This is a genomic window from Roseivirga pacifica, from assembly GCF_900111145.1.
Classification (GTDB): Bacteria; Bacteroidota; Bacteroidia; order Cytophagales; family Cyclobacteriaceae; genus Roseivirga; species Roseivirga pacifica.
Map to the genome: position 1 here is coordinate 497754 of NZ_FOIR01000001.1, position 13420 is coordinate 511173.

Consider the following 13420-nt stretch of genomic DNA (forward strand, 5'->3'; position numbering starts at 1 on the left):
AGCCCAAGGTCTAATTTCTTGGGCGAAAACTACTAAAATTGTAATTTAAAAATACTCTATTTAACTCATAATTAGGACAATAGGTGATGGATAACGTTTTTCGAGATACATTAGACAATTTAAGCGATGCGAAAATCATTACTACTGATTTAAGCTCAGTCCTATCTAATCTCACAGAAGTCATATGGTCTATTGACCTAACCAACGAACCATATAGGTATACCTATCATAATAACCCTACCGAAAACCTCGGCACACACAGCAAAATTACGGTATTCCCCGAAACTGTGGAGGAATGGCAGGCTAATATTCACCCAGAAGATAGAGACAGAGTGCTAGAAGAGCTGGTGAATGCCCTGAGCAATAAAGTGGGCAGCTATGCCTACAGAATGGCCTATGGGAATGGCGAATACGCTTATTTTCGAGATAAGGTAAGTGTGCTTTACGAAAACAATAAACCAATAAGGTTAGATGGTATAACCATTGATATTGATACCGTAAGGAGAAATCGATTGAATTTGGAGCTGAGCCAGCAGCGCCTTAAAAGTATTGTAGATGCTTTGCCCGATCCGGTTTTCATTTCTGTAAAAGAATCAGGTAAGGTTATCTTCTCAAACGAGGTGCTTTTTAAGGTGTACGAAATGTCTCCTTCCGATTTTTTGGGCAAAAAGGTAATTCACTTCTTACAGAATTTTCAGAGTAGAAAAAGCTATTTAGATACTTTGAACCTCCAAGGCCATATTCAAAACCACGAAATGGTATTGAAGAATAAAAAGGGAGAAACCTTTTGGGTAAGTGCTTCTACCATGCCTTTGGAGTTCAATAATCAGGATTGCTACATCACCATTCTGCAAGATATTACCCTAAGGAAAAAGCTTGAGAATGAAATAAAGGAGACCAACGAGCGCTACCACTTGGCCGTTGAGGGCACCAACGATGTGGTTTGGGAATACGATTTCCGTCTTAAGTCGTCCTATTTGTCGCCACAGTTTTGGGAGGGAATGGAAATTGAACCCGAGCAAAACCCGCTTGACGATAAGTTGATTGCTGCCTATTTACATTCAGAAGATAGAAGTGACTTTTTGTCGCTTTACAGCCATAAAGTGGCCAATGGAGAACAAGATTTAACATTAGAAGCGCGCTTGGTAGCCAAGAACGAGCGCATTATTTGGGCGTTAATTAAGGCTCGCATTATTTATAATGAAGAGGGCGCACCAGCAAGGGTGGTTGGTTCCATGTCCAATATCACATCGCTTAAGCTGGCCCAGGCTAAGCTGCGCGAAAGTGAGGCTAAGTACAAGATCATTTCGGAGCATTCCAGCGATTGTATTTGCTTACAGGCCATTGACGGCACTTTTGTTTTTGTAAGTCCATCGTCAAAAGAAATTTTGGGCTACACCCCAGAAGAACTCGTAAGCCTTCGACTTAGAGAGATTATTGACCCTGAATATTTGCAGAAGGTTTCGGACACCATGCTTAAGGTGCTAAACCGCGAGCAGAAATCTGCTACCGTGGTATATAAGGCCATTCACAAAAATGGTAATGCCGTATGGTTAGAAACAATGGGCGGTTCCATTTTTGACGATGACGACAATGTATTGTACCTGCAAACTTCGACAAGAAATGTAACGGAGCGCATACTTAGCGAAGAGATGCTGCGCGAAAGCGAGGAGCGATATAAACTCATTACCGAAAACTCGCACGACATTGTATCGCTAATGGATTTGGAGGGCAATTATGTCTTCATTACCCCATCTGTAAAAGACGCATTAGGCTACGACCCTGCAGAAATGGTTGGTATGAACTACCGAGACTTTCTGCACGAAGACGATATTAAACGAGTGGATGAGGAAATTGCTGGGTCGATTTCAGAAAACTCTCGAGAGGTTAATTCGGTTTTTCGCTACCGACATAAAAGTGGCGAGTGGCGATGGATTTCGGCCAGCGGAGGTTTAATTACTGACGATGAAGGCAAGCCAATCTATTTAAGGGCCAATAAAATTGATGTTACCGAAAAGCGGAAAACGGAGGAAAAACTTCGTCAGCAAGAGGAAAGGTACAAGCTCGTTTCGGAAAATTCTGGCGATGTAATTGCGCTGCACAGAATGGACGGTACAATCGACTTTGCATCGCCATCTTGTAAGCGATTGCTGGGTTTTGATGAGAAAGAGTTAGTAGGAACCGACCCGATAGAGTTGATTAAAGAAGAACATCGTGAGTATGTGAATACTGTAATTGCTACCACAGCTGTAGAGAAAGGACGCGATGTAAAGATGACCTTTGAGATAAGACATAAGGATCAGGGCTTTATTTGGGTTGAAACCTCACTCTCTGTAATTCTGGACAGCAAAGGCGAGGCGCATATGATGCAGACTTCTACCCGCGATATTTCTGAGCGAATAAAAGCGCTTGAAAAGGAGCGTCAGCTAAACAAGCTAAAGTCCAGCTTTATTTCAATGGCATCGCACGAATTCAGAACACCGCTTACTACTATTCAATCTAGTAATGAGCTGATCAGTATGTACCTGGATAAGTCCGATTCACCAGTTGACAATAAGCTCGGAAAGCACGTTTCGCGTATTCGCACCGAACTGGAAAGGCTGAATTCTTTACTAAAAGATGTATTTACCTTAGGTAGACTAGATGTTGGGAAGGCCAGGCTAAAGAAAGACATTACTTCGCTTAGTACCATTGCCAAGCAGGTTGTACTCGAAAGTTCTATTCCTTACAAAGGAAGAAATGTAGAGATAAAAGTGGAAGGCACAGAGCGACAAGTGTTGCTCGATAGCCAGCTGATTTCACATGTATTGTCTAACCTTATTTCGAATGCGCTTAAGTATTCTCCAGACAAAAAAGATCCGGTATTAACAATTGTATTCCAAGAGCAAGGTGTGCAGTTGAAGGTTCGCGACTTTGGTATCGGAATTCCTAAAAGGGATCAAAAGGAGCTGTTTGAGTCGTTCAGTAGAGCATCGAATGTTGGCGATATTGAAGGAACAGGCCTTGGTTTGGTAATCGTAAAACAGTTTGTAGAAATGCACGGTGGCGAAATCAGCTTTACTTCTGAAGAAAACAAAGGCACTGAGTTTACGGTAAGTTTGCCCTTGCTTGACTAGAAGTAAAAGCCCAGCTTAACCAACGGCAACAAGTTTTCCTTAGAGTTGGCCAGTAATAAATTAATGGCCACTCGGCCTAATGGCGTAAAATAAACGCCACCACCATAACCATGATGCAGGGTATTGGAGTCTTCTCCATCGTACCAAACTCGGCCTATGTCGTTAAAGAAAACTAGCCCCACCGTGCTTGGCAAAATGTAGTTTTGCCAATGGAAAAGTTCTACGCGTACGTCAAGTTGCTGGTAGAAACTGCTTTCACCAGCAAAGCGGTAACGCCTATAACCTCTTAAGGTGTTAAATCCATCTAGTTGGCTGGCTTGAAAGAATTCATAATCGCCCAAGCTTTTTTCGTAGCCAACACGAGTAGCAATGGTAGTTCTTTGGGCAATGCCTGGGGTCCATCGGAATGTTACATTGGTCAAGAACTTACCACTGTTATCGGCAAACTCGTTAATACCATTGTTGTAGCGAAACTCTGTGTTGAAGGTAACACCGCTTCTGGCCTGTACCTCATTGTCGGTGTTGTCAATATGAAAACCAATTGAGCTACCTAAATATCTTTTGTGCTCAAACAAACCATCTGGAGCAAGTCCATTATTTGGGAAATCGGTAATAAAGCGTCCTTCGTTTTCCTCTTCTTCAATTTGTACATCCAAAAACGATGTTCCCAGTCGCAGCTCAATGTTCGGGCTTAGGTTGAATACCAGCGATGGGCTGAGTAGGTAAGACTGATAGCGCGTGCGATAATAGTTTAAGCCGAGCTCTTCATTATAATCCGACTCATTACCAAGGCCAAAAAAGTTGTTTACAAAGTTTGGAGAGCGCACTTCGGCTTTCAATAGTAAGTCTACATTGCCAATGGCCTTTTTAAAGTCGCCATTATAAAACAGCCCGAAGGAAGAAGTTGCAAAGGCATAAACGCCTGTAAAGCTTTGCTTGCTGGCGTATGGTTCTTTTCTAAACCCATCCTTTTTCAGCATAAATCCACCGCCAATAAATATGCCGTCATCGGGGTTATAATTGGCAGCAACCAAAGGCATCAAAACATCAAAGTCGTACTCCTGCATGTTGTAACGGTTTATGTTCGGATCCTTGTCGCTGGTTTTGTCCTTTGTTTCTTTACTAGTGTCCAGAATGGTACTTGCCTTGGTGTCGTAAACCACCGTGTTTTTCTTTAGCCCCGAAACAGCACTTTTATCTACAATCAGGTCTTTGTCGTCTCCGCCAATTATGCGTACTATTATGCCTTTCGAAACGTCTCCGCTTACTTCAAACTCATCTTCACCATCAAAACCAAAGAGCCTGATTTCTTTAGTTTCGGCTGTTTTAAAAGTTCTTTCATAGAGCACTTTGTCTCTATTGTCTTTCTTGGAGATTTTATAAACCGTTACTTTCGTTTCTTCATCATTCAGCCTTTCAACCTTGAATAGTTCGCGTTTGTCGCTCCCTAAAATGGTCACATCCTTACTTAAAAATTTGTAGTAGTCAGCGGCATAAACATCCAATAGGTCTCTGCGATTTTTGAGTTTTCTGATAATTTCATCGCCATGCAGATCATAGATTTCTTCAGGCCAATTTTCAAACGCCTGCTCAATTACTTCGTCTGTTAGGGCTGCTTTTAGCTCATTGGCCTGCTTTACCCAATCTGCCTCCGATGGCTCTGTCATAAAGTACCGATCGAACCAGCGAATGCGGTAAAACCCGTAAGAGGGCGTGTAGCTGATCTCATCGTGAAAGCCCTTGAGCGATGGCTGAGCCCACTTAGAGGCTGCCACTTTTTTAAAGGCACCTTCTCCTGCAAAAAACACCACATCTCTATCGCGAGGAATTGGCTTGTAAAGCTTTTCATCGTCTGGCAAATCATATTCTACCCAACGCCATTGGTCATCGTGGCGGTCCCAGTCGCCCAGCCACATGTCGAACAGCCTGTTGCGCACTACAAATGTCTGGTCAACGTGATTGTCGTTATCATCGCGCAACTCCTCATATAGGTCAATGCTGGAAAGATCATCCTCTCCCTTTCCAAAAAAGGCTTGTTGCCTTACCTGCTCTTTATTGGCGCGCTCTTCAAATAGCACCAAAGTATTGGCAAAATCTTCTCGGTAAATGCCCAATCTTGGATCATCTGGTACATAATAAACTTTAGGGTTGGCGTGAAATATATCTGCTGCTTCTGCCAGCGGAGGAATTACCATTGGCGCATATGGGTGCGATGCCGAAATACCATCCTGTACAATGGCTTTTACGATGGTTCTGCGAAGCTCTGGCGGCAAGGTAAGCGCTGGGTTTTTGTCCATTGAACGGATAACATATTGTTTGCCATCTTCAGCCTCTAACCTAAGCGATAAAGTTTGGTGGCCACCACCCTTTTTTATGATTTTCAGCCCACCTTTTACCGTGGCTATATCGAACATTGGTACCTTTATTTTGGTAGCCCATTCTTCCCTGTAGTTTTCCCCAAACACTGCTTGGTGAAGCTTACTTCTGCCATTGTATTTATTGCTGGCTGCAAAAATGGTGTCGCGGCCAGCAAATGATATATTGGCATATTCAGCCATTAAATCTTTTGGTGCTGGGGCAAATGGTTTTTCGGAAACCGAGGCGCTGTATAGGGTTTTTGGGCTGTTGTTTTCTGGCGTGAAGAATGTGAGTTCTGTTTTGCCGTTTGCATAGTAATCTAAACGAGCAAATCCCATGGTGTTATCGGCATAAAGCGCATCGCCCTTTTGCTTTACGTGCGCATTATTCTTAGAGCCTGATCCACTTACAATATAGTTTACCCCGTCCTTTCTAATATGCTCCAGCGCATGTTCGTGACCAGCTACATGCACCAAGTCTGGGTGTTGCTGCATTAACGTAACCATTGACTGGCTAAAGCGCTTGTAAATAGGGTGCGAAGTATCCTGAATATTGCCAAAGATTTTTCGATAAAGCGGGTAAATAGAACCAAGTCCTGGCAATGGAATATACAGGTTCTTCATGCTTTTGGAGGCGGTAAGCGGAAAGAGGTGATCTTTGGCCGAAAATACGCCACCGTGAATTCCATAGGTGTACATAGGGTGGTGCGATGCCACTATTACTTTTTTATTGGCATTTCTAAGCAGGGCATCTTTTAAAGCATCAGCAATTTCGACTGCAGAGGTAGCGTTGCAGTCTTCATTGTCGGGCTTTATGCCGCGGTGCAAAAACCACTGAGTATCTACAATTATGAGTGTTATGTTGTCATGAATAGGCACTTCTACTGGTCCAGGGCAGCCTTTAGAAGGTAGCCAAACATCGGTAGAATCGAGGGCCGCTTCTACATACTGTTCCTGCAAGTTGAGCCAGTCGAGCCCTTCATCTGCACCTTGCTTCCAATCGTGGTTACCGGGCACAAAAATGGTATTTCCGTTAAAACCTCGTACTGCATCTATTTGGCCATTAATGGCAATTTCTGCTTCAGCTCGCAAAGGGTGCCCTTTTGGTGGCATTCCTTTTGGGTAAATATTGTCCCCCAGAAAAACAACAGAGCCTTTGTTACCGACCTTTTGAAGTTCGGTTTTAAGCAATTCCAACACCGGGTTTTCGTAAGGTTCACCGGCATCACCAATAAGAAAAACACTGTGAACAATCTCTCCGTTTTGGGCAGAAAGCTGCACAAAAGGAAACAACATCAGAAAAAATAAAAGGCGAGTTTTCAAGGCTAATGGGTTATTAAAAAAGCAAACAGCAATTAATGCTTTAAAATTCAACTACTTAATTTTTTTGCGAGAACTTCAGTATCGTACCACCGTCACTGTCGATTTCGTTGCTAATGAATAGGTCGCCATTGGGCGAAAAAGTAATACCTTCTGGTTGGGGGAAAAGGCGCTTGCCTAAACGCGTTAGGTTTTTAGGTTTGCCTTCATTGCTAAATATAATCAAAGCGTTTTTAACGGCAGAAAGCACATAAACCTCGCCTGTAAGCGGGTGCACAGCCACACCCGATGGACTAAAGCGAAAATCATCGCCAACCACACGTTCTAAATCTTTATTGAGAATGACGTATGCTGGCAGCTTATCAAATTCGTCTGTTGCCAAATCAAAACTGTAAACAGCTTTGCCTTTTACGTCTATGTTTTTTACGTCTCCACTGCCTTTTAGCCCAATTAGCAAACGATTATTCACGTGGTCGTAACCCAAACCTTCTACGTTATTCTTCTTGTCAAAGGGAGTTTTTATGGCTTCAACAACACCTTCCATATAAATATTGAAACGGTGCATTTTTCCAGTACTTTCTATCGCATAAATAAAGTCGCCAACGCGTTCTATGCCTTCAAAATCGCCATCTCCATGAAACCGTACACGATGCACGATTTCCATTTTTGAGAGATCATAAACGTACATTCGGCCGTGTTCATCATTTAGCATAGCCAACTGGTTAGGCTGGTAGTAAGTAAGTGCCGATACCTCCTCTAAATAATCAGGCAGCACATAAATTTGGTCTGGCGACTCAAAATCGTAGGGCGGTTTTTCGCCAATTTGTGCTTGCGCAAAAAGGACTGTGCTAAGTAGAGTAAAAGTGACCTGAAGCGTGAGTTTTCGCATATTGAGCTTTCAACAGCAACAATGTACAGAAAATTCCAAAGAGGCTATTTACAGTTGCCGTGGTAAGCCAGAAAGTACTTTACATCGTTAAAATAGATTTCTCCATTTTGCTGTTTGCCTTCTAAAATAACCTGTGTATTGGGCGAATGACTAAAGGTGAGGATTATTCGGCCTTCCTCGCCTTTTCCCTCAATTTTGTAGGTGCCTTTTTGCTTGCCACGAAGCGTTCTGCCTGAATAGTTTTTAAATGTTCCTTTGCGTTTAATGCGTGCGGTAAAGGTACCATCGGGGCAAAGCCAAAACTCATTGTCCAATGTTCCTTTTAAAGATGAGTCGTAGTGGAATATGTGTTTGTCGTTTAGTTCTTCGCTCCAAACATAGGTGCCACTGGCCGAGGGAGCGGTAGGTTCGCCTATTTCCATATTGTCGAAAAATGTTTGCAGAGTCGACTCAAAGGACGCATGATTCCGAGCATTGGTATTGATTAATAAACCAACACATTGGCCACTTTCACCACATTCAATTTGCAAATAGCCGTTGTTTTGACTGTTCGATGATATCTTCAATTCACTCTTTAAAGAAGTAGCCGTGGTTTTTACTTCGCCAGCCGACTTAATTTCAATGCCGGGCGTTAGCTCCATGCCACTTACCAATTCAGCTTTAATTATCTGCAGATTGTCTTCTACCGGAAAGCCGCGCAAGGTTACATTGGCGGTGTCGTTGCTAAGCGTTAGCATTTCGGTGCCTTCGGTGGCATAACCTTTCCATTTGGGCGGAATCGTAAGTTTTATTCCGTGCCAGGGAATGTCTATGTAGTCGCCACCTTTGTAAATTTTGCCCGTTCTGATGGTTTCTTGAGCAAAACTGCTGAATGAAAGAAGTACTAAAAGTAGACCGATAAAGAGTTTGAGTTTCATAGCTGAGCGGTTTTAATGACCTTATTCTACTTTTTGAAAATAAGGAATGTGAAGGGAATTCTTCTTATTCAACGAATAAATAGTACTAATTAATGTTTAAGGGTGCGTTTACTCTTTTTAACAATATTTAAAAGTGCTAAAAGAAATGATGTTGCGGCCGTTGGCGTTGTTAGTGGGTTGGAACAATTCGCATAAAATGTAAATTGCTCTATTGAATTGAAGATGTGTAAATTACGAGTTCACTTACTCGATAAGGTTTTAAAATGAGTCAAAACGGTAGTATACTGGAACAGTCGAAGGCTTATGCCAGCCAAATTCTGCAAGATCAGCTGGACGACATGTTTGTTTACCACAACCTGAACCATACCCAACGTGTTGTGGAGGCGGCCAAAATGATTGGAGAAGCCAGTGGCTTATCGGGCGAGGAGCAGGAAGTAGTAGACATTGCCGCTTGGTTTCACGATACGGGCTATTCTTTGGGCTGCAACCAGCACGAAAAATCGAGTGCTGAAATAGCACGAACTTTTCTTGAAGAAAAAGGCGTTGATAATGCCAAGATTACCCAGGTGATTGACTGCATTATGGCTACACGGGTTCCGCAAAAGCCTAGCAACCTAATGGAGCAGGTGCTTTGCGATGCAGACTTGGCGCACTTGGCCTGCGAAGATTACACAGATATGTCGGAGCGCATGCACAAGGAAATTGAAAAAGTGCACGACAAGCAAATAGAGACCAAAAAATGGAACGAAATGAACTATGCCTTTTTTAAGGATCATGAGTATTTCACGCCATTTGCAAAAGAACACTTACAACCAGTGAAAGAGGAAAATCTAAGCGCCATTAAAAAGGCAAAGAGCGACAAAGCAGTAGACGAAAAATACGTAAAGAAGCTCGAGAAAAAGCTGGCCAAATTGGAGGCTAAGGCCGAAAAAAAGCCAGACCGTGGTATTGAGACCATGTTTAGAACCACCTCTAAAAATCACTTGGAATTGAGTGCCATGGCCGACAATAAGGCCAACATCATGATTTCAGTGAATACCATTATTCTATCGGTTGTAGTGTCGGTATTGATCAGAAAGCTGTACGAATACCCAAACCTAATTCTTCCGACAATTCTACTTATTGTGGTTTGTTTGGTTACCATTGTTTTGGCCATTTTGGCTACACGACCGAATGTTTCTTCAGGAACTTTTACCGATGATGAAGTCCTAAACAAGCGAACCAACCTGTTGTTTTTTGGCAACTTTCATAAAATGAAACTTGAGCGCTATGAGTGGGGAATGAAAGAAATGATGCGCGATGGCGATTACCTCTACGGCAGTTTAATAAAAGACATTTACTTTCTTGGGGTTGTATTGGGCAAAAAGTACAAACTACTACGTATTTGCTATACCACGTTTATGATTGGCTTTGTAGTTTCCATTATTGCCTTTGTGGTGGCCATGTTACTTTATCCGCCAACCGACCAAACAGGTTTTTATACTTTTTAATGGTAAAAAGTTTTAGCTTAAGGAGTTATCTCCTTCGGCTATGATTAAAAATTACTTTAAGGTTGCGCTTCGCACCATTCAGAAAAACCCCGGTTATGCGGCTGTAAACATCTTTGGGCTAACGCTTGGCATTAGCTCTTTTTTGCTCATTTTCCTGGTAGTTCAATACGAGTTTAGCTTCGATAAACAACATGCCGATTGGCAAAATATTTATCGGATTAACAATGAGCTACAACTTAGCAGTGGCAACTATAAGTACCCAACCTGTACCTCTGCATTGGCCCCAGGGCTACAGCAAGCCATGCCCGAAGTGTACGATTACACCCGTCTAAGCGGTGGTGGCCAGCAGGTAGTTATTGAAATTGATGCTGAGTTTTTTAAGGAAGATGAACTGTTCTTTGCCGATAAAAACTTTCTTCAGTTTTTCGATTTTGAATTGCTGAGTGGAAATCCGGCAGAGGCGCTTAACGCCCCGAATAGCGCGGTGCTCACTGAGCGTGCGGCCATTAAATATTTTGGCACTACCAATGCCGTGGGCAAAACTTTTAAGGCTAATGCCAACCAAGTAACCCAGTACAATGTAACGGCCGTGCTGAAGGATCTTCCAGAAAGTTCTCACATTCAATTTGAGCTCCTTTTTTCTAACGAAACGCTGCGCGTAAATAACGACAATAATGTGCTGTTCAATTGGAATGGTGATGGCTATTACTCCTATTTTAAGTTGAAGGAAGGCACTAGTGAGGCACGTGTACTCAGCACCATGGCCGAGCTTAAGGCACAGAATATTCCGGAAGACAGGCAAAACATGTTTAATCCGGAGATTATTCCTTTGGCCGATATTCATTTACACTCCAACCTCAGGAACGAAATTGTGCCAAATGGAAACATCGATTTTGTTTACATATTCTCTGCTGTGGCCATTTTTATACTGGTTATTGCAGGTATTAACTATATGAATCTGGCCACGGCCAGGTCGGCCAAAAGAGCGCAAGAAGTAGGGATTAGAAAAGTGCTTGGCGCTGTGAAAAACCAATTGATGACGCAGTTTTTAAGCGAATCAATCATTCTTACAGGTCTTTCGGCTGTGCTTTCTTTAGTTATTATTAGCACACTTATTGGGCCGTTTTCAGGCTTTATCGATAGAAGTATTGGCTGGTCGGCAGTACTTCAGGCGCCAGTGCTGTTGGTAACACTGCTCATCGTTTTAATAATTGGCTTTGGTTCCGGTATATACCCAGCCATTTTCCTTTCGAGCTTTAGGCCGGTAGTTGTACTTAAAAGCAAGTTAGTGCCTGGCATGGGCAGTTCAGGTATTTTCAGAAAGGCGCTTGTGGTGTTCCAATTCGCTATTTCTATAGTTATGATTATTGGTACTGCAGTGGTATACGACCAGCTTACCTATATGAAAAACAAGCCGCTGGGTTACGAGAAGGAGAACATTATGTTGGTGTCTAACACCAATCAGGCCGTAACTCCACAGATCAAAACCTTCAAAACAGAGCTCATGAAGTTTGCCGGTATCGAGTCGGTATCTGCATCGCTGAGTAAGCCGGGTGGCCTGCGCCCCATCATTTTTATACGCTCCGAAACCGTGGTAGATGATGAGGGGCTGAATTTGGCTGGCATCAACATCGACTTGGATTACTTCAACACCATGAATATTGAAGTGGTGGAGGGTAGAAACTTTGATCCTAATATTCCTACCGATTCCACCCAAGCCATTATTGTAAACAAAAAGGCCGTTCAGGAACTGAACATGCAGGATGGTGCCGTTGGCAAATACATAGATGTGCAGAGCTTTCAGGGTAACTGGGACAGAAAACAGATTATTGGAGTAATTGACAACATTAACTTTGAGCCGCTTCAGCGGGGGACCGAGTCTTGCTTTTATGCTAATTTCTTTCCTGTATATCAGCATTTTTACATTAAGCTCAACCCTGGAATGGTGAATGCTTCCATTCAAGAAGTTGAGCGTGTTTGGCAGGAATTCGCACCCGACCAACCTTTTGAATATTCGTTTTTAGAAGACGATTTGAACAGCCTATATCAGTCCGAAGAGCAACTGAGTCAAGTGGTGATTTACTTTGCCTTTTTAGCCGTACTCATTGCCAGCTTAGGCTTGTTCGGTTTGGCATCCTTTTCTACCGAACAGCGCATAAAAGAAATAGGCGTGCGAAAAGTGTTGGGCGCATCAGTGAGCGAGATACTTTTCATACTGTCTAAAGACTTTGCTTTGTTGGTTGTTTTGGCTTTTGTGGTAGCTGCTCCTTTGGCTTATTACTTGGCCGACTGGTGGCTACAGAATTTTGCTTTTTCAGTTAATGTATCGGTGCTCACTTTCGTACTGTCGGGGCTTGGAGCATTGCTTATTGCATTGCTCACAGTAAGCTACAAAACCCTTGCTGCGGCACGTTCAAACCCTGTTAAGGCATTAAGGTCGGAATAGAAATCCGTGTCGTTTTCGAACAAAGGTGGTCGAAAGTGTACACAATTAATTACAACAAATGCGGCATACACCTGAAAATGAATATATTCGCTATTGGCATATAAATTGGTCAGAACGATTGGTCAACTCTTTAATTAAAACAAATGATTAAACTCAAGGACATCGATAAGTATATCGACTCAAAATATCAGCGAACTTTCATTCTGAAAGGCATCGATTTAGAAATTGAACAAGGTGAATTTGTTACCATTATGGGACCTAGTGGGGCGGGAAAATCTACCCTAATGAACATAATTGGAATGCTCGATGAGCCGTCTCAAGGAGAATACTACTTCTTTGATGAGCCAATTCACCGCATGAAAGAGCGCAAGCGTTCCGACCTGCACAAGCACCACATTGGTTTTGTGTTTCAGGCCTACCACCTGATTGATGAGTTGACAGTTTATGAAAACATTGAAACGCCACTTTTGTACAAGGGCGTAAAGTCTGCCGAGCGTAAAAGCTTGGTAGCTGAGATGCTCGACCGTTTTCAGATGGTAGCAAAGAAAGACCTTTTCCCAGAGCAACTTTCTGGGGGTCAGCAGCAGTTGGTGGGGGTAGCTCGTGCTTTAATTGGGCAACCAAAGCTACTTTTGGCTGATGAACCAACTGGTAACCTACATACCGATCAGGCAGAAGAGATCATGAAACTCTTCCAAAAACTGAATTCCGAAGGAATGACCATAGTGCAGGTAACGCACTCTAAGGCCAATGCGGCCTATGGCAAGCGCACCATTAACCTATTGGATGGTGCAGTAGAAACGGATGATAGACATTAATTGAATACCTCCGATTCGTCCGACCACTTGAAGTGGTCAGACGAATTGTATCTTATACCAAAGTCTT

Annotated in this window: 7 protein-coding genes; 4 read left to right on the forward strand and 3 right to left on the reverse strand. The window is 42.8% G+C overall.

Annotation, left to right across the window (positions count from 1 at the left end; genetic code table 11):
- Nucleotides 1–86 precede the first annotated feature (86 nt).
- Nucleotides 87–3116 (forward strand): PAS domain-containing protein, encoded by a 3030-nt coding sequence (locus BMW98_RS02240; RefSeq protein WP_090256760.1) that lies wholly within the window; start codon nucleotides 87–89, stop codon nucleotides 3114–3116.
- On the opposite strand, the gene BMW98_RS02245 is transcribed toward BMW98_RS02240, so the two are convergent.
- Genes BMW98_RS02245 through BMW98_RS02255 form a run of 3 tightly spaced genes read right to left on the reverse strand, consistent with a single transcriptional unit; the run spans nucleotide 3113 to nucleotide 8599 of the window.
- Nucleotides 3113–6796, reverse strand: coding sequence for a metallophosphoesterase (locus BMW98_RS02245; protein WP_139177360.1), 3684 nt, complete (start codon nucleotides 6794–6796; stop codon nucleotides 3113–3115). The genes BMW98_RS02240 and BMW98_RS02245 overlap by 4 nt on opposite strands.
- 55 nt (nucleotides 6797–6851) lie before the next feature.
- Nucleotides 6852–7682 carry an SdiA-regulated domain-containing protein gene (locus BMW98_RS02250; protein ID WP_090256762.1) on the reverse strand — a complete coding sequence of 277 codons (831 nt, stop codon included), beginning with the start codon at nucleotides 7680–7682 and terminating at the stop codon, nucleotides 6852–6854.
- Between the two features lie 44 nt (nucleotides 7683–7726).
- A complete protein-coding gene (locus tag BMW98_RS02255; protein WP_090256763.1) occupies nucleotides 7727–8599 on the reverse strand; it encodes a hypothetical protein in 873 nt (290 codons plus the stop codon).
- Between the two features lie 263 nt (nucleotides 8600–8862).
- Here BMW98_RS02255 and BMW98_RS02260 point away from each other — a divergent pair, with 263 nt between their 5' ends.
- From BMW98_RS02260 to BMW98_RS02270, 3 genes are all read left to right on the forward strand, one after another.
- Entirely contained in the window at nucleotides 8863–10089 is a 1227-nt protein-coding gene (locus BMW98_RS02260; RefSeq protein WP_090256764.1) for a Pycsar system effector family protein, read from the forward strand.
- Nucleotides 10090–10129: 40 nt separating this feature from the next.
- A complete protein-coding gene (locus BMW98_RS02265) occupies nucleotides 10130–12535 on the forward strand; it encodes an ABC transporter permease (RefSeq protein ID WP_090256765.1) in 2406 nt (801 codons plus the stop codon).
- Nucleotides 12536–12678: 143 nt separating this feature from the next.
- Entirely contained in the window at nucleotides 12679–13353 is a 675-nt protein-coding gene (locus BMW98_RS02270; RefSeq protein ID WP_090256766.1) for an ABC transporter ATP-binding protein, read from the forward strand.
- Nucleotides 13354–13420: the final 67 nt, after the last annotated feature.